The organism is Novosphingobium sp. PhB55 (assembly GCF_004368805.1).
In the GTDB taxonomy this organism is placed as follows: domain Bacteria; phylum Pseudomonadota; class Alphaproteobacteria; order Sphingomonadales; family Sphingomonadaceae; genus Novosphingobium.
Genome location: NZ_SODQ01000007.1, coordinates 160,532 through 184,094 on the forward strand (window position 1 = coordinate 160,532; position 23,563 = coordinate 184,094).

Annotated in this window: 19 protein-coding genes and 1 riboswitch; of the genes, 11 read left to right on the forward strand and 8 right to left on the reverse strand. The window is 66.8% G+C overall.

Annotation, left to right across the window (positions count from 1 at the left end; genetic code table 11):
* Positions 1-3: 3 nt before the first annotated feature.
* Both EDF57_RS18205 and EDF57_RS18210 read left to right on the forward strand, forming a co-directional pair.
* Complete coding sequence (locus EDF57_RS18205) at positions 4-1,023, forward strand: LLM class flavin-dependent oxidoreductase (protein WP_134095271.1); 1,020 nt, start codon at positions 4-6, stop codon at positions 1,021-1,023.
* A gap of 8 nt (positions 1,024-1,031) precedes the next feature.
* Positions 1,032-1,844, forward strand: coding sequence for an IclR family transcriptional regulator (locus EDF57_RS18210; RefSeq protein WP_134095272.1), 813 nt, complete (start codon positions 1,032-1,034; stop codon positions 1,842-1,844).
* 63 nt (positions 1,845-1,907) lie between these two features.
* Here EDF57_RS18210 and EDF57_RS18215 read toward each other — a convergent pair whose 3' ends face one another.
* Positions 1,908-2,978, reverse strand: coding sequence for a glycosyltransferase family 1 protein (locus EDF57_RS18215; RefSeq protein WP_132265235.1), 1,071 nt, complete (start codon positions 2,976-2,978; stop codon positions 1,908-1,910).
* Complete coding sequence (locus tag EDF57_RS18220; protein WP_134095273.1) at positions 2,975-3,904, reverse strand: UDP-2,3-diacylglucosamine diphosphatase; 930 nt, start codon at positions 3,902-3,904, stop codon at positions 2,975-2,977. Before EDF57_RS18220 ends, EDF57_RS18215 begins: the two co-directional genes overlap by 4 nt.
* A gap of 220 nt (positions 3,905-4,124) precedes the next feature.
* Here EDF57_RS18220 and EDF57_RS18225 point away from each other — a divergent pair, with 220 nt between their 5' ends.
* Positions 4,125-4,799 (forward strand): response regulator transcription factor, encoded by a 675-nt coding sequence (locus EDF57_RS18225; RefSeq protein WP_132265239.1) that lies wholly within the window; start codon positions 4,125-4,127, stop codon positions 4,797-4,799.
* Positions 4,800-4,973: 174 nt separating this feature from the next.
* On the opposite strand, the gene EDF57_RS18230 is transcribed toward EDF57_RS18225, so the two are convergent.
* The 4 genes from EDF57_RS18230 to EDF57_RS18245 all read right to left on the reverse strand — a co-directional run bounded on the left by EDF57_RS18230 (position 4,974) and on the right by EDF57_RS18245 (position 11,258).
* Complete coding sequence (locus EDF57_RS18230; protein ID WP_132265240.1) at positions 4,974-5,363, reverse strand: hypothetical protein; 390 nt, start codon at positions 5,361-5,363, stop codon at positions 4,974-4,976.
* Between the two features lie 527 nt (positions 5,364-5,890).
* The gene (locus tag EDF57_RS18235) at positions 5,891-6,481 is read right to left on the reverse strand and encodes a TMEM165/GDT1 family protein (protein ID WP_243654110.1); all 591 of its coding nucleotides are present in this window, start codon (positions 6,479-6,481) and stop codon (positions 5,891-5,893) included.
* A 36-nt stretch (positions 6,482-6,517) separates the two neighbouring features.
* Positions 6,518-6,701, reverse strand: a riboswitch (yybP-ykoY riboswitch).
* A 154-nt stretch (positions 6,702-6,855) separates the two neighbouring features.
* Positions 6,856-9,564, reverse strand: a complete 2,709-nt coding sequence (locus tag EDF57_RS18240; protein WP_132263972.1) for a TonB-dependent receptor — start codon at positions 9,562-9,564, stop codon at positions 6,856-6,858.
* A gap of 98 nt (positions 9,565-9,662) precedes the next feature.
* Entirely contained in the window at positions 9,663-11,258 is a 1,596-nt protein-coding gene (locus EDF57_RS18245) for a hypothetical protein (protein WP_134095274.1), read from the reverse strand.
* Between the two features lie 297 nt (positions 11,259-11,555).
* On the opposite strand from EDF57_RS18245, the gene EDF57_RS18250 reads away from it, so the two are divergent.
* The 8 genes from EDF57_RS18250 to virB11 all read left to right on the forward strand — a co-directional run bounded on the left by EDF57_RS18250 (position 11,556) and on the right by virB11 (position 19,703).
* Entirely contained in the window at positions 11,556-11,930 is a 375-nt protein-coding gene (locus EDF57_RS18250) for a hypothetical protein (RefSeq protein ID WP_132263969.1), read from the forward strand.
* A gap of 252 nt (positions 11,931-12,182) precedes the next feature.
* On the forward strand, positions 12,183-12,536 hold the full coding sequence (locus EDF57_RS18255) for a TrbC/VirB2 family protein (protein ID WP_134095275.1): 354 nt from the start codon (positions 12,183-12,185) through the stop codon (positions 12,534-12,536).
* Positions 12,537-12,564: 28 nt separating this feature from the next.
* A complete protein-coding gene (locus EDF57_RS18260; RefSeq protein WP_021233609.1) occupies positions 12,565-12,846 on the forward strand; it encodes a VirB3 family type IV secretion system protein in 282 nt (93 codons plus the stop codon).
* 31 nt (positions 12,847-12,877) lie between these two features.
* On the forward strand, positions 12,878-15,307 hold the full coding sequence (locus EDF57_RS18265; RefSeq protein ID WP_134095276.1) for a VirB4 family type IV secretion/conjugal transfer ATPase: 2,430 nt from the start codon (positions 12,878-12,880) through the stop codon (positions 15,305-15,307).
* 5 nt (positions 15,308-15,312) lie between these two features.
* A complete protein-coding gene (locus EDF57_RS18270; protein WP_134095277.1) occupies positions 15,313-16,656 on the forward strand; it encodes a type IV secretion system protein in 1,344 nt (447 codons plus the stop codon).
* The gene (locus EDF57_RS18275; RefSeq protein ID WP_132263962.1) at positions 16,653-17,531 is read left to right on the forward strand and encodes a TrbG/VirB9 family P-type conjugative transfer protein; all 879 of its coding nucleotides are present in this window, start codon (positions 16,653-16,655) and stop codon (positions 17,529-17,531) included. The genes EDF57_RS18270 and EDF57_RS18275 overlap by 4 nt, the downstream gene beginning before the upstream one ends.
* Positions 17,532-17,534: 3 nt before the next feature.
* Positions 17,535-18,614 carry a TrbI/VirB10 family protein gene (locus tag EDF57_RS18280; RefSeq protein WP_134095278.1) on the forward strand — a complete coding sequence of 360 codons (1,080 nt, stop codon included), beginning with the start codon at positions 17,535-17,537 and terminating at the stop codon, positions 18,612-18,614.
* Between the two features lie 18 nt (positions 18,615-18,632).
* Entirely contained in the window at positions 18,633-19,703 is a 1,071-nt protein-coding gene (virB11, locus tag EDF57_RS18285; protein ID WP_132263958.1) for a P-type DNA transfer ATPase VirB11, read from the forward strand.
* 125 nt (positions 19,704-19,828) lie between these two features.
* Here the strand turns inward: virB11 and EDF57_RS18290 are convergent, their stop codons facing one another.
* Positions 19,829-21,325 (reverse strand): Ppx/GppA family phosphatase, encoded by a 1,497-nt coding sequence (locus EDF57_RS18290; RefSeq protein WP_134095279.1) that lies wholly within the window; start codon positions 21,323-21,325, stop codon positions 19,829-19,831.
* 47 nt (positions 21,326-21,372) lie between these two features.
* On the reverse strand, positions 21,373-23,541 hold the full coding sequence (locus EDF57_RS18295) for an RNA degradosome polyphosphate kinase (protein WP_166675312.1): 2,169 nt from the start codon (positions 23,539-23,541) through the stop codon (positions 21,373-21,375).
* Between the last annotated feature and the right edge of the window lie 22 nt (positions 23,542-23,563).

Genomic DNA, 23,563 nt, shown 5'->3' on the forward strand with positions numbered 1-23,563 from the left:
GCGATGGGCGAGCTAGGCTTCGGCTACTTATACGACTTCCGCAATCCGGCGCCCTGGCGCCGCGCGCCCGAGGCGCTTTACGCCGAGACGCTGGACGTCATTGCCGAGACTGAAGCGCTCGGTTTCGATGGCGCCTGGGTGCCCGAGCATCACCTTGCCGAAGACGGTTACATGACCTCGCCGCTCGTCGTGCTCGGGGCCATAGCGGCGCGCACCAGGCGGATGCGGATCGGCGGCGGCATCGCGCTCGGCCCGCTCTACGAGCCGCTGCGCTTTGCCGAAGACTGCGCGGTGCTTGACACGCTCTCCGGCGGGCGGTTGGCGATGGGACTGGCGATCGGCTACCGCGCCCGGGAATATGCGGCGCACGGCCTGGACTTCACCCGGCGCGGCGCGCGGTTTGACGAATTCCTGCAAGTGGTGCGCCGGCTCTGGGCCGGCGAGACGGTGGATTTCGAAGGCCGTCATTTCCGGCTGGAGGGGGCCCGCGTGGCGGCGCTGTCCAGCCGCGGGCAAGTGCCGCTCTACATCGGCGGTTTCGCGCCCAAGGCCGTGGAACGGGTGGCCCGCTATGGCGATGGCTACTTCGGCAACCCCGATATCTGGCCGCTGTACCGCGCCAAGCTGGAAGAGCAGGGCAAGGATCCGGCGGGGGCCAGGATCTGGCTGCAGGAACTGATGCTCGTCGTCGCGCATGACAAGGCGGCGGCGATGGAGGAACTGGCGCCCTACTACCACCATGTGAGCAATAGCTACGCGGCCTGGATGGCTGAGGACAGGGCCCTCGGTATCGGGGGCAGCGCCGAGGATGCGGTGATGAAGCCGATGGACCTCGATACCTTCAAGCGCAGCGGCGCACTGCAGATCCTCACCCCGGCCGAAGCGGTGGAGCGCTTCCGGGCGATACGGGCGAAGGCGCCGGTCGAGCATTTCACCATGATGATGCCGCCCGGGCTTCCGGCGGAGCGCTTCCTTGCCTATGCCCGGACCTTCGCGGATGAAGTGATCCCGGCATTTCGGTGAGGGCAGGCTTGAACACGGTTACGCATCAGGACGCAGCAGTTCCCGAAGGCGCGGCGCGCGCTGCTTCTCCCCAGTCGGTCACGCGCGTGGTCCGGCTGCTGGAGGCGCTCTGCGCCAGCAGCGAGCCGGTTTCGCTGGCCGACCTCAGCCGCCGCCTCGCCACGCCGAAAAGCAGCCTGGCAGCGCTGCTGCGCGGATTGGCCGACGAGGATTTCGTGATCGCCGCCGAAGGCTCCTGGCGGCTTGGCCCCGGCGCCTTCGGACTGGGCAGCGCGCTCACCGAGGCGCGGCGGCGCCTGCAAAGCTCGGACCTGATTCGCGACGGCATGCGCCGCCTTTGCGCGGAAACCGGGGAGACCGTGCTGTTCGCCGTCGGCGACGCCCAAGGCGACCAGCTGACTTATGTGGACATGATCGAAAGCCGCAATGTGGTGCGCTATTCGGTCAGCGTGGGCGACCGGCGGCCGCTCTACGCCACGGCCGGGGGCCGCGCGCTGCTGGCGACATGCTCGCCGGAAGCGGTGGAGAGCTACTTGCGCCGCCTCGAAGCGGAGGCTTTCACGCCGGCTACGCTGGTCGACCCGCTGGCTCTGGGCGAGGCGGTGGCGACGGCCCGCGATCAGGGCGTGGCCCAGACGGTCGACCAGGCGGCGGAAGGGGTGACCGGCACTGCGGCCGCCATCCGCGATGCCGCCGGGCTGGTGCTGGGCGCACTGGTGGTCGCAGCGCCCACGCCCCGCGCGCAGCACAGGCTGGAAGACCTCGCCGTGCGCGTGCGCAAGGAAGCTGCCGACATATCGCGCAGCCTGGGGTTTCGCTGAACGGGCCGTCCGGGCCGAAGCGGATTCGCCGGGGAAGGCGGTCTTCCCGGAACTGTCGCGCTGTCAGGCCGCGGCGCGAGTCGGGCGTTCCGAGGCTTCGAGCGCGCCCTGGATGGTCGTGAGGAACTGGTCGGTCGCGCGCTGCCAGGAGAAGCGCGCGCCCAGCCGGGCGGCATCTTCGCGGCGCACTGCCAGTGCGGTTGCTATGGCGCGTTCCAGCACGGTGTCCACCGCGCCGGCCGGCGCTTCCAGCCCCTCGTCCACGCCGCAGCCGTCGCGGCCCAGTATGTCGACCGGACCCGTCACCGGGAAGGCCGCAACCGGGGTGCCGCAGGCCAGCGCCTCGATGACGACGAGGCCGAAAGTATCGGTAAGGCTGGGGAACACGAAGCAATCGGCGGCGCGATAGGCGCTTGCCAGTTCCTCTCCGGACAGCGCGCCGAGGAACAGCACGTCGGGATGGCGGCGCTTCAGGCTTTCGAGCGCGGGGCCATCGCCCACCACGACCTTGCTGCCCGGCACATCGGCGTCGAGGAAGGCGTCGAGGTTCTTTTCCGGGGCCACGCGGCCGACGTTCAGCAGCACCGGGCCGGGCAGGGCGGCCATGGCCGGGTGCCGCGCGCCTTCGGGCTTGAACTGCGCCTGGTCGATGCCGCGGCTCCAGCGGCGGGTATGGCCGATGCCGCGTCCCGCCAGCTCCTCGGCCAGGCTGTCGGTAGACACGAGCACGGCCTGGCTGGGTGCGTGGAAGCGCTGCATGATCGGCCAGAAACGCTCGGCGCTGAGGCCGGTGCGCACGGCGGCATACTCGGGAAAGCGCGTATGGAATGCCGAAGTGAACGGCACCCCGCGCGAAAGGCACCAGCCGCGCGCCGCCCAGCCGATCGGACCTTCCGTGGCGATATGGACGATCTCCGGCTGCGCCTTGTCGAGCATGCGGCGCACCCCGAAGCGCGGTGCCATGGCCAGCCGGATCGAGGCGTAACCCGGCATCGGTACGGTGAAGAAGCGGTCCGGCGTGAGCGTTTCCACCTCGTGGCCGCGCCGGGTCAGCTCGTCGAGCGTGGCCGAAAGCGAGCGGACGACGCCGTTGACTTGGGGAAGCCAGGCGTCGGTCGCCAGGGTCAGCTTCACTCGGCGGCCTCGTGATGGGCGGCTTCGTGGTGGATCGCCTCGACGCCTTCCGCGGTGTGGCCGCCGGTTTCCGCAATCCAGTCGATGATCGCGATGTGGCCCTGAAGATCCTCGACCAGCGCGGTGCAGCTTTCCACCCAGTCGCCGTCGTTGTAGTAAGTGATGCCGCCGAACTGGCGGATTTCCGCGCAGTGGATATGGCCGCAGACCACGCCGTCGAACCCGCGCGAAATCGCCTCGCCAGCGACCGCTTCCTCGTAGCTGCAGACGTATTGGACGGCGTTCTTGACCTTTTTCTTCATGTAGGCCGAGAGCGACCAGTACGGCATCTTCAGCTTGCGGCGCACCGCGTTGAAGATGATGTTGGCCCGAAGCAGCGCGCCGTAGGCCTTGTCGCCCAGGAAGGCGAGCCACTTGGCATAGAGCACCACGCCGTCGAAGGCGTCGCCGTGCGTGACCAGCAGGCGGCGGCCGTCGAGCGTTTCGTGCACCGCTTCCAGCACCAGTTCCACGCCGCCGAAAGTGAGCCCGGCATAGTCGCGCAGCATTTCGTCGTGGTTGCCCGCGACGAAGACCACGCGGGTGCCGCGATGCGCCATCTTGAGGATGCGGCGGATCACTTCGTTATGGGCGTCGGGCCAGTACCAGCCCTTGCGCAGCCGCCAGCCATCGACGATGTCGCCGACGAGGTAGAGCGTCTTGCATTCCACCGAGCGCAGGAAATCCACCAGCATCTCGGCATTGCAGCCGCGCGTGCCCAGGTGCACGTCCGAGATCCAGATGGTCTCGTACTTGCGCTTGGGGCGGAAGCCCTTGGGATCCGGCAAGTCGAGCCAGGCCGGGATGTTCGTTCCGGCAAAGCCCGTATTGTTTCCGCCATTTCCGGCAGTGGCGTGTTCGAGAAGGGTGTCCACGTCTTTCCGCATCGTTGCGCCCCCGTTCCAGTTGCCCGGATAATGGCATTTTCCCGTTGCGCGCCCGTGACGGTTGCGGGTCACTTCCGTGACAGGTGCCGAAGGGGCCGGCGCGATGTTTTCGCTGCTCGATCTTTTCCGCCGCAAGTCATCGATATGTCACTTGTTCGTCACACTGGCGCGGCAATTAGCCGCGCGTAGTCCCGGTTTGGGGGTAATCAGGCAGGGGGCCATGCGGCGGATCGACATATTGCTGGCGAGTGAACTTTCGGGTGGTCTCGCGGCGTTCCGGCACGACGATTTCGATGTCGTCCTTCATCGCTGGACCGACTTTGCCGAATTGCCGCTGATCGAAGGGGCGCTCTGGGTCTTCATCGACTGGGTGCTGCCCGAGATGTCGGGGCTGGAACTCTGCCGCCGCCTGCGCGCGGATAGCCTGACCAGCCACGCCCACGTCACGATCGTGCTGGAAGAGGACAATGTCGACGACCGCAAGCGCGCGCTGCGCATGGGTGCGGACGACTACATGGTCGGCCCGCTGACCCGCTCGGCGCTGCTCGACCGCGTGTTGGGCGCGAATATCAGCGAACAGGACACCGCCAACGGCCGCGTGCTGGCGCAAGGCGAGCTTTCCGTGGATGTCGCCGCGTTCCAGGCCCGCTGGCAGGGCAAGCCGATCTCGCTGATGCCCAACGAACTGCGCCTGCTGCGCTATTTCATCGAGCATCCCGGCCGCGTCTTCACCCGCACGCAGCTGATCGCGGCACTGGGCAAGCAGGAACCCGCCGTCGACGAACGCACGGTGGACGTCTGGATCGGCCGCCTGCGCCGCGCGCTCAAGGGCGTGGGCGCCGGCAATCCCCTGCGCACCGTGCGCTCGCTGGGGTATGTGTTCGACGCGATCTGAGGGTTCGGCCAGGCCACCTGACGCGCCGCTTTCGGCTATTCCGTTCGCTCCGAACTTGCCCCCCCGGGTGGGGCCATCGCGCTGGGTTCAGCGGGCGTCCGACCCCCTCACGCCAAAGGGTGAGAGGGCCGCTTTGGGTGGGAAGCTGACATCAGCGTTTGGCTGTTCGCAGCATCACATCGGGGTGGGGCTGGCCGATGTAGGATCGCCCGATGTTTCCCACCGAATGTTCTCGATTGACTGCGCGCGAAGCCAGTCATCGACCTGCCATGCAAGACCCTGAGCGGCTATCGTCCATCGTAAGTAGGCCACAATCCTCCCTTGCCCCGCATCGGCGAAGCGCACGAGGTGAAAGCGGTTCCGAAACCACGACACCCATACGGATCGCTTTCCGAGCAGAGCAGGAAGGACCTTGTTACCCTTGGCGCGCATATCGTCGCGAAAAGCGGCAGCGACCTGATCGGCGTTTGTGAGCCTAGCGCCATCCGGCATTTCAAAGATCGCTTGATCTCGCAGGCGAACCGACACGCTCGTCGCGTTGCCGTGGTCTGCTTGACTGGTCATTCCTGCCCGCGCTAGCCGTTCAAGAATGGTCGCATCGCGACCGCCGTACCGGACACAATCGACTTCACTCGACCACATTGCGCGTATCGTTCTATCGACCTCGTTCCTCGAACAGGGTTGCCGGACAATGAAACAGTGATGCTCCCCAGTGTGGAATATTTCCGGCGCGATGTCCTCGGGTACTCCGCACAGTAGGCAGCAGTCGGGTTCGACATAGAAGTCGCCCTGACCACGGACGGCCTCATTCGCAGATAGCGGCGGCATTTCCATTCCGTGTCGATACCCTCCGTTTCTGTATAAGGCCACCATTGGCTGTATTGACGTTGCCCCAGCAATGTCGGCTTTGGGGCGATTCCAGCCAGTCCGCTTCCCAAATTCCTGCCTGGCAGGCGGGGCGAACTCTATCCTTCCATCGCTCCCATCACTGTCGTTTCCAGCAGCGCTATGGGCTGGGTGCCGCGCGCAAGGTGACGCTCTTCTTGCCTGATCGTGGCAAACACGGCGTCACCTTGCGCTGAGGCAGGGTCTTAGCCCAGCAGGCCTGCGGTCTGGGCGAGCAGCCAGAGGCCGATTACCAGGAACAGCAGCGCGGCGATCGTGCGGACCACGTTCAGGGGGACGCGCTTGATGATCTCGTTGCCCAGGAACACTGCCGGCACGTTGGCCAGCATCATGCCGATGGTGGTGCCGGCCATGACCGGAAGCACGCTCTGGAAGCGGGCGCCGAGGGCGATCGTGGCGAGCTGGGTCTTGTCGCCCATCTCGACCAGGAAGAAGGCGATCGCGGTGGCCACGAAGGGGCCGAAGCGGCTGGGCTTGGGCTCGTCGTCTTCGTCGAACTTGTCGGGAATCAGGGTCCAGCCGGCCATCACGATGAAGCTGACGGCGACGAGATAGCGGAACCACTGGCCGTCGAGGAAGGCCGAGGCCTGTTCGCCCACAAGAGCGGCAAGGAAGTGGTTGGCGAGTGTCGCCACGAAGATCCCGCCGACGATGGGCCAGGGGCGCTTGAAGCGGGTGGCGAGGACGATGGCGAGGAGCTGGGTCTTGTCGCCGATTTCGGCAAGCGCCACCACCGCCGTGGAGGTGAGCAGGGCCGACGAGAACAGGATTGGCAAGTTGAATTCTCCGGGCCGGGCGACAGACAAGACAATAGCGCGGCAGAACCCGCCCGGCCGGACGGAGCTGCAACGCCATTGGTCTCGCCCGAGCGGTTTCCCGCGCTCCTGTGCGCCATGGTCTCTCGACCAAGTGTGTTGACGACAGGTCCTGCTGATCTTGCCGGGAACAGTCCCGAGGCAAGGGGGCGCAGGCGGCTACTCCCCAGATGACCCGGCGCCCTTAGCGCGTGCGGCCGCCGCTGGCAAAGAAAAAACGGCCGGTGACAAAGCGGCTGCGAAACGGGCGGTCGGCGAAAAAAAGGCCGGCCGCATTGCTGCGACCGGCCCTTGAGTTGCCGTCGGGAGGGCAGGAAGCCTCCCTGGTGAGTGGGTTAGAACTTCGCCGAAGCCGAGAGCGAGAAGGTGCGGCCGACGTCGTAAGTGTTGTAGTTGACGCGGCCATCGACCATCTGCTGGTACTCCTGATGGCTCCGTCCGGTCAGGTTGCGGCCTTCGAACTTCAGTTCCAGTTCCTTGCCGGCGACCACGAAGCCCTGGCGAACCACCAGGTCGATCGTCAGGCCGGGGTACTCGAACAGGTCGGGCTGGCCGGAGTTCGCAAGACCGCGGCTGACCGCGCGCTTGCTGGCGTAGTTGAACAGGATCGTCTGCTGCGACAGGTTGGCCGTGTCCTCCAGGCCGATCTGCACGTTGGCGATGTGCTCCGACTGGCCCGTGAGCGGCGCGCCGTCGCGGAAGTAGTCGGTGGCCAGCGAGGTGCCCGTGCCGGCGCCGTAGATGCGCACGGTGTCGCCGTCCTGCACCTTCAGCTTCGACTTGGTGAAGGTGTAGTTGCCGAGCAGCAGCAGGCGGCGGGTTTCGAAGAACTTGCCCATGTTTTCCAGGGGCACGTACTTCTGCACTTCGAATTCGGCGCCGTAGAGGTCTGCCTTCGGCGCGTTCGCATAGGACGTGACGAAGGTTTCGGTGCCGGTCAGGAACGATTCGATCGGGTTGTCGATCCGCTTGAAGAAGGCGCCCAGGGCCACGCGCTGGTCACGATCGAAGTACCACTCGTAGCGGGCTTCGGCGTTGTAGAGCTGGCTGTCGATCAGGAACGGGTTGCCCTGATAGGTGCGGTTGGTGTCCGGATCGAAGTAGGGTTGATAGAGCAGCTCGCGGAACTGCGGGCGCGCGATCGTCTTCGAACCGTTCAGGCGAACCTGCATGCCGGGCTCGATCTCGTAAGTGAGGGTGAGCGCAGGCAGGAAGTATTCGTTCTTGAGGTCGGTCGCCTTGGTCGCCGGCTGGCCGATCGGGCGCAGGATCGTCGATTCCTTGGCATATTCCCAGCGCACGCCGAGATCGAAGGAAAGCGCGTCGGTCAGGCTGCCGTCGAGCTTGCCGTAGAAGGCGTGGTTGAGCAGGCGCGAGTCGAACTGGGCCGTGCTGGCATCCGGTTCGCGCAGTTCGAGGCCGTAGTTGACGCCGTTGTCCTGCAGGTACCAGGTACCCGGCTGGAGCAGCACGTCGAGACGCAGCAGTCCGAAGTTCGAGATCTGCGTCTGGTCGCCATTCGCGTAGATCGAGAACGAGCGGCGCGTGTTGGTGCGGGTGTTGATCTGGTAGGCATAGCCCACCGTACCCGTCCAGCCCGGCGAGAACTGATGCGAAACGTCGGCACCGGCCGACCAGACATCCTCGTTCAGGCGCGAGAAGGTGATCGTGGTCGGGTCCTGGTTGCCGTTGCCGAGACGGTTGACGAAGTCGTTGCCGTAATCGTCGGTCGCGGTGTTGGTGCGCAGGTACTCGGCGTTGATTTCGAAGGGCGCGAGGCGCTTCGAGTTCGCGTAACCGGCGCGCAGGTCGATCTCGGTGTTGTCGGCGGGGTGGAATTCACCGACGAACTGGGTGTCGATCAGCTGGCGTTCGTACCAGGCCGTCGTCTGCTCCATGTAATCGGCATTCGGGTTGTTCTCCCGCTTGCCGAGACGGAGGCTGGCGTGCTTGTCGGTGTCGTGGATGTAGACGTTGGTCCAGCGGACCGAGTTCTCGCCCCATTCGAGACCGAGGCCGAGCAGGCCGTTGGCGACCACGCGGTTGTCGGTGTTCACCGCCTGGAAGTTTTCGAACAGCTGGTTCGGGTCGGCGGTCAGGCCCTGGGCGCGCTGCTGCGTGATCGCCTTGGTCTGGGTCTTGTTGGAATATCCGCCCGCGGCGATCACGCCGAGCGTGAATTCACCGAGTTCCCACTTGGTGCCTGCCGAGACATCCACCGAGAAGTTCGGCTGGACGTGGTCGTCGCGCTGAACGACGGCGTTGCGGCCGTTGACCAGGAGACCGCCAAGCTGCTGGGCCAGGTCCGAAGTCGGGTTGATGACCGTGTCGCTGTTGAAATAGTCCTTCAGCGCCGAAGGCACCGAGCGGTTGCCGTTGTCCCAGCCCGTCCAGTCGGTCTTGCTGCCGTAGTAGGTGTAGCCCATCTGGTTGGTGGTTTCGGTATCCCAACCGATGCCGCCGCCGATGGTGAGGAAGCTTTCCGTCGGGATCGCCTTGGTCGTCAGGTTGATGACGCCGCCGCCGAATTCACCCGGGAAGTTCGCCGAATAGCTCTTCTGCACGAGCGAAGAGGCGACGATGCTGGTGGGGAACAGGTCGAGCGGAACCACGCGCTTGAGCGGTTCGGGGCTGGGCAGCGGCGAGCCGTTGAGCAGGGCCAGCGAGTAACGGTCGCCAAGGCCGCGCACGTAGACGTAGCCGTTGCCGACCACCGAAAGGCCGGTGACGCGGCCCAGGGCGCCGGCGATGTCGCCCTCGCCGGTGCGCGCGATTTCCTCGCTCGACAGGATCGAGATGACCTGGGGGGTTGTCCGCATGATGTTGCGGTTGCGCTGGCCGGTGACGACGATCGCGCCGCCGGGCAGCGAGACGTCCGGTGCTTCCGCTTCGTCGGCCGGCTGCGCGACGTCGTTCGTCGGCGTGGACGGTGCCGCGGAGCCCTGATCGGTAGTAGGCGAAGTGCTGTCCTGCGCCCACGCCATCGCCGGCGTGAGAATCGTCGTGGAGAGCAGCAGCAGCGATGCGAGCCGCGGCTTGGTCATGGTTGGTCCCCCTGGAACACGGATTTCGTTACGAAGCATCGGATGTGACAAAGGGGGCGGCCGCTAAGGACCGCCCCCCGGTGTCACGGGCGGTCCGCTCAGGTCGTCGGCAGCGCGGTGCAGGCTGCGTTCGAACCGAAGTTCGCGGTCGCGTTGTCGCAGGTCCAGCCCTTGTACCAGGTGTCGCTGGCACCCGAGACGGCGCCGATGTAGGTCACCTTGTCGAAGAAGCTCGACAGGGTGGTCACGTCGTAGGCCGCAACGCCGCTTTCGTTGGCGCCGTTGATGAAGGTGCTGGTCAGCGTCGAGGTATAGGCGTCGCTGTTGTTGTTGGTGCCGGTGGCGAACTGGGTCTGGGTGTTGGCAGCCGTGTAGGTGCCCGAACCCAGGTACTTGGTCGCGTTGCAGCTCATGACCACCGAGAAGGCCTTGAGCGTGGCAGGAACGGTGCCCGAGCCGTTGAGGCGAAGGCATTCGTTGGCCGGCGAAACGATGATGCCGTTGGCCAGCGTCACGTCGGCGTTGCCGCGGATGAGCAGCGAGGCCAGGTCGTTGGCTTCGTTGTTCGAGCTGGCGGCAGGCTGGACCATCGTGAAGTTCGCGATGTTGGTGACCTGACGCGGCGTATCGGTTTCGGCACCGTTCGAGTCGGCTTCGACCAGGGCGTCGCCGCCGCCGCTGCGCTGCAGCAGCATGACGTACTGGAAGTTGCCCTGGAGACCGGTGTCGATGTCGAGGCTGTCATCGTCGGCGTTGACCGAGATGTAGTGCTTGAAGTTCACGGCGCCGCCGAAGAATTCAGCGCCGTCGTCCGAGCTGTTGACCGACTGGAAGTAATCCAGGGTCGTGCCGGTGCCGGTGCCTTCGGTGGTGAGCGACTGCAGTTCCTTGCCGTTGCTCAGGATGTAGCCCGAGTAGCGGATCTGCACGTACTTCATGGTGCCGGCGTTGTAGGTGTTGTCGGCGCCGCCGAAGACGGCCTTGTTGACCGCACCTTCGGTGTCGCGCTCGCAGGTGCCGGCAGCGGTCGAACCGTAGTTGCAGTCCGTGACCTTGCCGCGGCCGAGCAGCACGACGCCGCCCCACTGGCCCATCGAGCTGTCGTTGTTGGTGCCGACGACGTTTTCGCGGCTGGTGAAGATGATCGGCTTCGCGGCAGTGCCGGTCGCGTTGATCTTGTTGCCGCGGTTGACGGCGAGCCAGGCGGCTTCGGCGCCGTTTTCACCGTAGATGATCACGCCTGGATCGATCGTCAGCGTGACGTTGGTGTCGGCCGAGAGGACGCGGCCGTTGCAGCTGGCGGTGGTGGTGGTGAACGTCGCGGCCGAGGTCGGCGCGGCGAAACCGCCATCGCAACCTACGTCCACGCGGCCGGCGATGCGATAGAGAACGCCGGCAACCTTGGGGAGGCTGGCGTTGACGTCGACGAGCGCGGGCAGCGTGCAGACGCGCCACGAGCCTTCGGGACCGGAAACGGTGCCGCTGTCGGTCAGGCCGCCGGTGGCGTTGAAGGTCGGGCAGCTGGCTGCCGCGACGACCGTGCCCGAGGTCGGGGCGGGGGTCGGAGCGGGAGTCGGCGTCGGGTTGTTGATGACGATGCTGCCGGCACCCGGCGAGGAGATGTCGTCGGCGCCGCAGCCGGCGAGAGCGAGAGCACTGCAACCGATCAGCAGCGCGCCATGAATGGTCTTCACGTGAATTCCCCCGTTTGTCAGGTCGAGCCGAGGCGGCGAGTCCGCCTTCGCTGAGCGCGGGGTCTAGGAGGGGGGGGTGACAGTTTGTTGGCGCTAACGTGACACTAATCTGCAGTTATGCGACGGTGATGTGACAAATGACCGGCATTACCTCGAAAGAGGTAGGGGCGACTCGCGTTTTTGCCCGGATTCACACGTCGATTGCAGTTTTATGACAGTTGCGTCATTTTCTTGTGAGACACGGTTTTTGCGCGGATGTTGCATTTCATCAACAGATCGAAAAACCGGGAGATTGCCATGTCCTTCACTGCCCTCGCCGCCACTCTCCTGCTCAGCCAGGCCGCCGTTTCGGCCGCACCCGCAACGCCGCTGAACGACAGGATCGACGTGGCCTACACCGAATTGTCGAGCGGACAGGCCGGGGCCGCCGTCAGCAAGCTGGAAGCCTCCGGAGCCACGAAGTCCGAAGATCCGGCAACGCTGATCAACCTGGGGTCGGCCTATGCCGCCAATGGCCAGACCGAAAAGGCGCTGGCGACCTATCGCGCCGCCGTCGCCAGTTCCGATCGCTACGACCTGCAACTGGCGGACGGATCGTGGGTCGATTCGCGCGCCGCGGCCCGTCTTGCGTTGAATAACCTGCTGCGTACGACGGCCCGCGCATCGCGCTGAACGCCGTTTGTACGATCAAGTCTCTGTAATGCGGGGAGGGATCGTTCCCTCCCCGATGAATCAGGCGGCGCTGGCCTTTCGGGACGCACCTGAATTATAAGACGCCCACACAAAAAAGGGTGTGGTGGGTTGCGGCGCCCCTTCTGAGTTGACCTGAATTTCTGTGACGCGTGCAACAGGACTGCCAGATTGGCCGTCTCGTCGTCACATTGCTGTCATCCAGATGGAGCACTGCGCCCTCATACGGAGGGCATGGTGATTCGGTACGCACAGCTTCAAACCCGCAAGGTACGGGGATATTTCTCGATTTTCGCGACCCTGGTTGGCGCGTCGCTGGGCTTCGCGCCCATGGCGGCGCAGGCCCAGCAGGTGACGCGTGCCGATCCGGCCGGATCCGGCCCGATCGTGGCCGCGCTCGGATGGCTGCAGGGCACGCTGCTCGGCAATGTCGCCACGGCCGTGGCCGTCATGGCGGTGGCCGCAGTAGGCTTCATGATGCTGACCGGCCGCATGAACTGGCGCTTCGGCGCCACCGTCATCATTGGTTGCTTCGTGCTCTTCGGCGCCGGCGCGATCGTGACGGGCATCCAGTCGGCCGCCGGTTGATGCCGGCCCCCGGGTCCAGGAGCTGTCCATGAGCCTCGCACGCTATCCCGTGCACCGCGCGCTCACGCGCCCGCAGATGTTTGCGGGCGTGACGTACAGCTTCTTCATCATCAATGCCGCGGTGACGACGGAGATCTTCCTCATCACCAAGAGCTTCTGGGCGCTGCCAGCAGCGCTCGCGATCCACGGCGCCGGATACCTCGCATGTCTTCGCGAACCCCGGGTGTTCGACTTGTGGATCGCCAAGGTCAGCAAATGCCCCCGCGTGCCGAACTGGCAGCGATGGGGCTGCAACAGCTACGCGCCCTGATCGAATAACAAGGGACGCGGGGGAAATGACGATGGCGAAGAACAGGAAATCGGTCCTCAAGAGTGCGCTCGGGGGTTGGGGCGCCAAGGAAACGCTGGTCGGCGACCGGCTGCCCTATCAGGCACTGGTGGACGAAAACGTCGTGCTGCTGCGCGACGGTTCGGTGATGCTCTCGCTGATGGTGCCGGGCTTCGCTTTCGAAACCGCCGACAGCGAGGAACTCAACGCCCACGTCGCCACCCGCGAAGTGCTGCTGCGTTCCGCGCTCGATGCGCGCTTCGTGCTCTATCATCACGTCATCCGCCGCCGCGTCGAGATCGCGATGGAGGGCCAGTTCGAGGACGCGCTGGCCGCGCATATCGATGCACGCTGGCGTGCGCGCACCGGATCGGGCGCGCTCTTCGTCAACGACCAGTTCGTCACCCTGGTGCGCCGCCCGGCGCGCGGCAAGGCGGGCTGGCCCGACAAGCTTTCGCGCATGCTCCGCAACAAGGGCAATGCCCCGGCCGAGGCCGATCCCGCCGACGTGCGCGCGCTTCGCGCCGCTGCTTCGGCCATGGTCGCGTCGCTGGGCGCCTATGGCGCGCGCCTCCTGGGCGACTACGAGGGCCAGGCGGGCCAGTGCTCGGAAGTGCTGGAACTGCTTTCGGCGCTCTATAACGGCGAGATGCGCCCGGTGCGCCGTCCGGTGGATGGCACGGACATCGGCCATATGCTGCCTTATCGCCGCATCAACTTCGGCATGGACGCGCTCGAACTGCGCGGCGCCGCCAGCGCTTCGTTCGGCTCGCTCGTCAGCCTCAAGGACTATCCCGACAGCACGGCGCCGGGCCTGACGGACGCGCTGCTGCGCCTGCCCTGCGAACTGGTGCTGACCGAGACGTATGCGCCTTCGGACCGCCAGATCGCCCGCGAACGCATCGACCTTGCCATCCGCCGCCTGCGCTCGGCCGACGAGGAAGCGATGGCGGAACGCCGCGAGATGTCTTCCGCGCGCGATTCGCTCGGCACCGGCGCGGTCGGTTTCGGGGACCATCATCTCTCGGTTCTCGTGCGCGCCGATTCGCTCGACGCCCTCGATGAAGTCACGGCGCTCTGCGCGGCCTCGCTTGCCGATGCCGGTGCGGTCGCCGTGCGCGAAGACGTCAACATGGAGCCGGCGTTCTGGGGCCAGCTCCCCGGCAACGAGGCCTTCATCGTCCGCCGCGCGCTGATTTCCAGCGCCAACATGGCCTGCTTCGGTTCGCTTCACGGCTTCGCGATGGGCCAGGCGAGCGGCAACCACTGGGGCGATGCAGTGACCCTGCTGGCAACGACCAGCTCGACGCCGTTCTTCTTCAATTTCCACCAGGGCGACCTTGGCAACTTCACCGTCATCGGTCCGTCGGGTTCCGGTAAGACCGTGGTCATGAACTTCCTTGCCGCCCAGGCGCAGAAATTCAATCCGCGCACCGTGCTGTTCGACAAGGACCGCGGCGCCGAAGTGTTCCTGCGCGGCATCGGCGGCACCTACAGCCGGGTCGCTGCCGGACATCCGACCGGCTTCAACCCGCTTTCCCTGCCGGACACCGCCGCCAACCGCGCCTTCCTGCGCGACTGGCTGGGCGTGCTGCTCGATACCAAGGGGCCTGAGGAACTGGCAACGGTCGCGGGCGCAGTGGATGCCGCCTATCACAACGACCCGTCGCTGCGCCGCCTCTCGCACTTCCGAGAGCTGCTGGCGGGCGCGCGCCGCCCCGAACCCGGCGATCTCGCATCGCGGCTCGATGCCTGGATCCAGGGCGGCGAGCATGGCTGGCTGTTCGACAACCAGTACGACAAGCTCGACCTTTCGGCCCGCGTGCTGGGCTTCGACATGACCGCGCTGCTCGAAAGCCCGCGCCTGCGCACGCCGGTCATGATGTACTTGTTCCACCGCATCGACGAGCGCCTCGACGGCGAGCCGACGATGATCCTCATCGACGAGGGCTGGAAGGCGCTCGACGACGAGGTCTTCGCCGCCCGCATCCGCGACTGGCTCAAGACGCTGCGCAAGCGCAACGCGCTGGTGGGCTTCGCCACCCAGTCGGCGCGTGACGCGCTGGACAGCAAGATCGCCACGGCCCTGGTCGAACAGACAGCCACGATGGTGTTCATGCCCAACGCCCGCGCCCGCTATGAGGACTACTGCGAGGGCTTCGGCCTTTCGCAGCACGAACTGGACGTCATCAAGACGCTGCCCGCGCAGTCGCGCTGCTTCCTGATCCGTCAGTCGGACGCGTCGGTCGTGGTGCGCCTCGACCTTTCGGGCATGCCCGAGGTGCTCACCGTGCTTTCGGGCCGCGAGAGCACCGTGCGCAAGCTTGACCAGCTGCGCGAGCGCTACGGCGATGATCCGGCCGCCTGGTATCCGGTGCTGACCGGCTTCCAGTGGCCCGGTGAAAGCGATGACGACGCCGCCTGGATCGAGGCGGCGGAGTAAGGGCGATGAGCACCGCCTGCGAACAGCTTACGGAAGTCGGCAGCGGCGGTGTCGCCCCGGCGCTCCGCGCGGTCGACTGCGTGGCCAATGAGATGGCTTCGGCCGCCTTCGGCCGCCTGTTCGGCGCCGAAGGGGCCATGGCCCCGGTGCTGACCATCCTGCTCACGCTCTACATAGCCTTCTTCGCGATCTCGTTGCTGACGGGCCGTTCCAGCCTCGGCATTTCGGCGCTTACGCCGCGCATGCTGACGCTGGGCCTCGTCCTTACGTTCGCGACGAGCTGGATCGCCTATCAGGGCGTCGTCTGGAACCTTGCCGTGGGCGGGCCGGACTGGATCGCCTCGCTGCTGATGGGTGCCAAGGGTTCGGCAACCCAGCTGTTCGGAGACCGCATCGACGTGGTCTTCAACGCCATTGCCGAGGCTTCGCAGAACGCGGGGCAGGGCAGTGGTGGCGGCGGTGAAGTGGCCCAGGGCGCTGCCCAGGGCGCTGCGCAGACGGCCGGTGCGGCCAAGTCGGTTGCCGCCAGCGGCGGCGCGGCGGGTCTGTTTTCGCCCGACAGCGTGATGTGGATGGGCGCGCTCATGCTGCTGCTCGGCACTGTCGGCGTCCTGCTGACGGCGCGCATCGCCCTTGCCATCCTGCTGGCGCTCGGCCCGATCTTCGTGGTCATGGCGCTGTTCGGCGGCACGCGGGGGCTTACCGCGGGCTGGCTGCGCGGTGTCGTGCTGACGGCGACCACCCCGCTCTTCGTCGTGCTTGGCGGGGGGATCACGCTGGAACTGCTGGTGCCGATCGTCTCGGCGCTGGTGCAGGGCGCGCAGCTCGGCCAGATCGACGGACGCGCCGCCATGGCGCTGTTCGTGGTGGCGGCGGTGCATCTGGCGCTGATGGGCATGGTTCTTAAAGTTGCGGGAACGCTGGTGTCCGGCTGGCAGGTCTTCGGCCTGGCCAATGCCGAGCGCGGGCGCGGCGGACGCGGCGCCGCGGCGCCGGTCGCTTCGGCCCCGGCTTCCGGCGGGCAGGTCCAGCCTTTCGTCAACACCGCCACCCAGTCGCGCACCGCGGCGGTTTCGGCTGCCAGTGCGGCCGCCATGGCGCCCGTTCCCGGTCACGATCAGGCTGGCGGCGCGTCTTCGGGCGACCGGCGCACCGTCATCACCCAGGTCTCGGGCGGCGGGATCGAACCCCTGGGCGCGAGTCAGGCCTCGCGCACACGCGGCATCGGCAGCCGCTTCCGCGCATCCAACGACACCGCGGCAATTCATAACGGCCAAAGTCAAAACGGGCCCGGAAAAGGCGCGTCCGGCAATACGGGCCGCGCTCCGGCCAAGGAGAAGTTCACATGATTCGGCTTCAGGCCCCGGCCCGCGCCTACGCCCGCGCCTACGCCCGTGCCTACGCTTGCGCCCTGGCCGCGACCGCCGTCCCGGCGCTTGCACTTCTGGCCGCGCCGGCGCAGGCGGATGAGCGACTGGTGCAGCACGCCTATTCCGACAACGAAGTCGTGCGGATCGACGGCCGCACCGGCGTCCAGGCGACCATCGCCTTCGGCAAGAACGAAGCGATCGAGAACGTGGCGGTCGGCGATTCGCAGACCTGGCAGATCACGCCCAACAAGCGCGCCGATCTGCTGTTCGTGAAGCCGCTCGACGCCAGTGGCCGCACGAACATGACGGTGGTGACCAACCGCCATACCTATTTCTTCGACCTCGTCGCCTCGCCCAAGGCGCGTCCGCTCTACATGCTGCGTTTCACTTACAAGGACGAGCCGGCAGAGACCGTGCCCGGTGCCCCCGGTGCTGCGCGGACGGCTGCGCTCGACCCTGCCGAACAGGCGCTGGCGGCGGGCGATCCGGCGGCCACGCCGGTCGACGCCTCGGCCCTGAACTTTGCATGGAAGCGCGCCGGCATCGCCAAGCTGCAACCCGCGCGCGTCTATGACGACGGGATCTCCACCTACCTGCTCTGGCCGGACAACACGGCCGTGCCCGCCATTCTCGTGCAGAACGAGAAGGGCGACGAAGGCCCGGTGAACTACGCGGTGCGCGGCCAGACGATCGTGCTGGGCGAAGTGCCCAAGCTCATCATCCTGCGCTCCGGCAAGGCCAGCGCCACGCTGGAAAACCAGCGGCCCGACGCGCCCGCCCCCGCCGGCTCGGGTGCGAGCGCCGCGGCTCCGGTGGCGACTGCCGCAAACCTCGCTTCATCGAACGGGAACTGACACATGGCGCCCAATTCCACACTGCGTGAGAAGTTCGAAAGCACGGCCGGCGCCGATCCGCGTGACGGCGAGGGCGCTCAGGTCATCGACCTGGCCACGCGCAACGTCATGCCGCAGGTCAGCCAGCGCAAGAAGGCCGATGGCCTGGGCTTGGCCGCCGGCGTCCTGATCGTGGCCGCCCTGGGCGGCTTGACGCTCTGGTCGATGGACTCGGTCCGCAATGGACCGGCGGCCCAGCCCCAGCCCTCCGCGCCGCAGCCGATCGCGCCGCCCGTTCCTGCGCCGGTCGCCGCTGCGCCGCAGCCCGAAGCGACGCCCGCCCCGCTGCCGGCGCCTGCGCCCGCTCCGGTCCTGGCGGCCGCTCCCGGCGCCGCGCCCGCGCCCGAGGCCAATCCCTTCGCCAACCCCACCGTGGTGTTCGATGCCGGCGGCAATGCCGTGACGATCCCCGCCGTGGGCGCAGCCGGAGAAGGCAAGGCGGCCAATCCCAACGACGATTTCGCCGCGCGCATCGGCGGCACCGGCACCACGGCCGCTGCGGCCCATACTTTCGATCCCGCCACCACGGTCACCCAGGGCACCCTGATCCCGGCCGTGCTGGAAACGGCGATCGACACGGACGTGCCCGGCTACGTCCGCGCCATCGTCTCGGCCGACGTCCGCAGCTTCGACGGCAAGCGCACGCTGGTCCCGCGCTCCTCGCGCCTGATCGGCCAGTACAAGAGCGGCCTCACCGCGGGCCAGAAGCGCGCCTACGTGATCTGGAGCCGCCTGATCCGTCCGGACGGCGTCTCGGTCAACCTCGGCTCGCCGGCCATTGCCTTCGGCGGCGAGACGGGCCTTCCGGGCAAGGTCAATAGCCACTTCTTCGAACGCTTCGGTTCGGCCATGCTGCTTTCGGTCGTCGGCGGCCTGTCCACGCTCGCCACCAGCGGCTCCAGCGTGGTGGTCGGCGGCGGACAGTCCGCGGCGGCAGCCGCCGTCCAGCAGAGCGGCAGCGTCGGTCCGACGATCCGCGTCCGCCAGGGCGAACCGATCCGCGTCTTCACCGCCAAGGACCTGGATTTCAGCCAGGTCCAGTGATCCAGGTCTCGTTGCAACATGGTCGCCGACGTCTTCTCCCTTCAGCCCGAGCGCTCCGCGATCGGCAAGCCCGTGACTGACCCCGAAGCCGGGGCCGGCCTTTCCGCGGCGCGATCGGTCTATCTCGACGCCTATCTGGCGCCGCTGCGCCCGTGGCTCGACCGCGAGACGGTGACCGAGATCCTCGTCAACCGCCCCGGCGAGATCTGGGTGGAGGACGCGGCGCATCCGGGGATGCAGCATATCCGGTTGCCGGAGATGGACAATCGCCTGCTCCAGCGCCTGGCGGAACAGGTGGCGCGGATCAGCCACCAGGGCATCAACCGCGAACATCCGCTGCTTTCCGCCACTTTGCCCGGCTACGGCAGCCACTCCGGCCAGAGCGGCGGCGGCGCGCGTATCCAGCTCGTCGGGCCGCCGGCGACGCGCTCCAATTGGGCCATGGCGATCCGTCGCCATCGTCTGCTCGAATTGCCGCTGGACGCTTACGACCGCGGGCCGATCGCCCCGCTGGTGGAAGAGCCGACGCCCGACCCCATGGCCGAGCCGATCGCCTTCCTGCGCGATGCCATCCGCCGCCGCCGCACCATCCTGATCTCGGGCGGCACCTCGACCGGCAAGACCACTTTCCTCAACGCCATGCTTTCGGAAATCCCGCAGCACGAGCGCGTGGTGGTGGTGGAAGATACCGCCGAACTGCGACTGCCGGGCGCCAATGGCGTCGGCCTGATCGCGGTGAAGGGCGAACTCGGCGAGGCCAAGGTTTCGGCCAACGACTTGCTCCAGGCCGCCTTGCGCCTGCGCCCCGACCGCATCGTGCTGGGGGAACTGCGCGGCAGCGAGACCGTCTCGTTCCTGCGCGCCATCAACACCGGCCATCCCGGCTCCTTCTCCACCGTCCACGCGAACACGCCGCGCGGCGCGCTGGAGCAGATCGCGCTGATGTCCATGCAGACCGGCATCGGCCTCACGCGTGCGGAGACGCTGGAGTATGCGGCGTCCGTGATCGACATCGTCGTGCAGTTGGACCGCCAGGGCGGCAAGCGCGGCATCAGCCAGATCGCCGAAAGCGCGACCCTGGTGGGATAGGACGGAGCGCTCGACCTTCGAGCGCTCCCCAAAGCGAGCCCGCGATCGTCCAGAGGCGCGTTCGTGACCGCAGAGTGGCCCGTTCGGCGACCGGCTGCACCTATCGGGTCAGCTTCCGGCGGCGTTCAATCCACCAGGGCCAGCCCGCTGGAATCGCGAACCTCGCAGGCCAGGCCCAGCCAATCGGCCAGCGCCTTGTGGTCCTTGGCGACGCCGGGGCTGTAGAGCGGGCGCATGGCGGGAGCGAGGGTGAGCACCAGCTTGCCGTCCTCGCTGCGGACGGCGCTCTGGGCAAGGCCCTGCGCCGAGCAGCCGGTGAGGCGGCGGCACAGGCGCACGGCCAGGCCCCAGCCGATCGCCCGGTCCAGGTCTTCCTGCACGGCGAGGCGGGTGAACTGTTCGGGAACTTCGGTCTGGCCGGAATTGGCGAAGACGGTCATGGCCATCATGCCGCGTCCGTGCATGTCGAGGCCGATCCAGCGCTTGCGCAGGGCCCAGGTCATGGCTTCCTCGGTACGCAGGTTCGGTTCGGTGCGCATCGCGGCCAGGGCGAGCAGGCCGGAGGCCTGGCGAAGCTGGCGGTCCTGCGGTTCCTCACGGCAGACCGGCGCGGTCCAGCGGGCGAGGGCCATGGCGTCGTCCGCAGTGACCCGGGCCGAGGCGGAGAAACCGGCGACGCTGGCGAGCATCGGGTCCTGCGCCTGGATTTCGGCGGGGAGCTGCGCATGAAGCAGGCCTTCGCGCAGGCCCCACGAGGAGAACACCAGCTTCGAAGGCTTGAGCCGCGCGATCACTTCCACCATCAGCGCGGCGGCATCGGGCAGGGTGGCGAGGCGGCTGGCAGAAATGCGCGGATCCACGTTATTGAGCTTGCCCTTGGCAAAGATCCGCGCGAGGCGCAGCGCTTCGGAGGCGGGAAGCTCGAAGCCGTGGGGATCGTCCACCGGGAAGTCGAGCGCGCGCATTGCCTGAAGCGCCAGCGCGCGCCAGGATCCACCAACGATGTAGAGCGGCTGGCCGCGGCCCTTGGCGTCATGGGGATCGCCCCAACCGGCCTTGTCGAGGGCCTTGTGCACGGTTTCGGAGAACCTGCTCTCGCCCGCGGCGCGCAAGTCGGGCAGCAGCAGGGTGCCGAACGGCAGGGTGATGCCGCCGGTGCTGCGGCCTTCCGCGATTTCCACGAGTTCCAGGCTGCCGCCGCCAAGGTCCGCGGCCACGCCGTGCGCGCCGGGGAAGGCGGCGATCACGCCGGTGGCACTGGCGCGGGCCTCTTCCTCGCCTGAAAGCAGGCGCGGCGAAAGGCCGAACTGGCGCACGGCGTCGAGGAAGATCTTGCCGTTGGAAGCGTCCCGCGCGGCGGCGGTGGCCACGCACTCCACGTCCTTGACGTCGAGCAGGCGCAGAAGGCCCGAGAACCGGGCCAGTGCCACCAGCGCGGTCTTCATCGACTTGTCGTTGATCGCGCCGGTCTTGCCCAGATCGCGGCCGAGCCGGGCATTGACCTTCTCGTTCAGGATGACGACCGGCGCGCGCGGCGGCCCGTTGTAGACGACCATGCGCACGGTGTTCGAACCAATGTCGATAATCGCGCGCTTTTCGCTGCTGTGGCTAATGCCGATCATTCCGTTCAGACGAATCGCCCGGGAGCGGGCTGCCTGCGCTCCCTATGTCAGATATTGCCGCGCCTTAGCGAGAGCTTTGGCACCTTTCGTCCACTGGCAAGCGATGCACCGCGCCCGGAGAGCGACGGGTTGGTCATGAAATAGCGGTGGAGATTGAACGGGTTGTCGCTCTCTCCCACGCGCTCGGAAGTGCCGTCCGGATGGAGAATCCAGGACTGTTCGGTGTCCAGCAGGTTGGCCAGCATGACCTGGTCCAGCACCTGGTCGTGCACGGTCTTGTTGGTGATCGGCACCATGACCTCGACCCGGCGGTCGAGATTGCGGCTCATCGCGTCGGCCGAGGTGATGTAGACCTTGGCCTTGCGGTTGGGCAGTTCCGCGCCATTGGCGAAGGCCCAGATGCGGCAGTGTTCGAGGAAGCGGCCGATGATGGACTTGACCGCGATATTCTCGGACAGGCCCTCGATCCCGGGGCGCAGGCAGCAGATGCCGCGCACCACCAGGTCGATGTCCACCCCCGCCCGGCTGGCGGCGTAGAGGCGGTCGATCAGGTCGGGATCGGTCAGCGAATTGAGCTTGGCCCAGATCGCCGCCGGCTTGCCGTTGCGGGCATTCTCGATCTCGCCGTCGATCCCGGCGTAGATCGTCGAGCGCAGCGAGATCGGTGAGATCGACAGGCACTCCGTCACCTTGGGCTCGACATAGCCGGTGATGAAGTTGAACAGCCGGCCCACGTCGCGGCCGATCGCGGGATCGGCGGTGAAGTAGGACAAGTCGGTATAGATGCGTGCCGTGATCGGGTGATAGTTGCCGGTGCCGAAGTGGCAGTAGGTGCGGTAACCCTCACCCTCGCGGCGCACGATCATCGAGGTCTTGGCGTGGGTTTTCCAGTCCACGAAGCCGTAGATCACCTGGACGCCGGCCCGTTCGAGCTGGCTGGCCCAGAGCAGGTTCTGCTCCTCGTCGAAGCGGGCCTTCAGCTCGACCACCGCCGTCACCGACTTGCCTTGTTCGGCGGCGTAGATCAGCGCGGAGATGATCGCGGACTGCTTGCCGGCGCGGTAGAGCGTCTGCTTGATGGCGATCACGTCCGGGTCCCGCGCGGCCTGGCGCAGGAAGTCGATCACCACCTCGAAGCTTTCGTAAGGGTGCTGGACGACGATGTCCTTCTCGCGGATGGCGGCGAAGATGTCGCCGTCATGTTCGAGAATGCGTTCGGGATAGCGGGGGGAATAAGGCTCGAACTTCAGCTCGGGCCGGTCCTCGTCGCAGATCGCGGAAAGGCCGGAGAAGCCGATCAGGCCTCCCGTCTTCATGATCAGCGCCTTGTCGAGGCCGAGCTGGTTGCGCAGCAGTTCCTCTGCGGAAGGATCGAAGGCGCCCTGAAGCTGGAGCACGATCACCAAGCCGCGGCGGCGGCGCTGGATCGCGGTGCGGTAGTAGCGCACCAGATCCTCGGCATCTTCCTCGATCTCGATGTCGCTGTCGCGCAGGATGCGGAACACGCCGTGGCCGTTCACGCCGAAGCCGGGGAACAGCTCGTCCGCGTTGCGGCAGATCAGGTCCTCGATGGAAATCCAGGCCGCGTCCTCACCCGGGATCCGCACGAAGCGCGGCAGCGGGGCGGGGATCAGGACCATTTCCATGACCGGCGCATCGTCGGCCAGGCGGGTCAGCGCGAAGAGCACGCCGATGCCCTGGTTGGCCACGAAGGGGAAGGGGTGCGCGGGATCGATCGCCTGCGGGGTGATCACCGGCATGACGTGTTCGAGGAAGTAGCTGCGCAGCCAGGCCTCGCGGTCGCCGTCGAGGCGGGCGTTGCCCACCACGCGGATGCCGCAATCGGCCAGCTGGAGCTTGAGGTTCTTCCAGGTTTCCTGCTGGATCTGCTCCAGCTCGATCACTTTCTCGTGCGTGGAGGTCAGCGCCTGCGAGGGGGTGAGGCCGTCGATCGAGATTTCCTCGATCTGGCGGCGGACCTGCCCGGCGAGACCGGCGACGCGCACCATCAGGAATTCGTCGATGTTGCTGCCGGAAATCGACAGGAACCGCAGGCGTTCGAGCACCGGATAGTTCGGATTGGTGGCTTCGGCGAGGACGCGCTCGTTGAAGGCGAGCCAACTCAGCTCGCGGTTGAAGAACCGCGCGGGCTGGGTGGAAATATCGTCGACCTCGACGATTTCCGGGGCTTCGGTGGTCTCGGTAATTTCGAGCATGTCCTGGCTCTTCACATCTGCT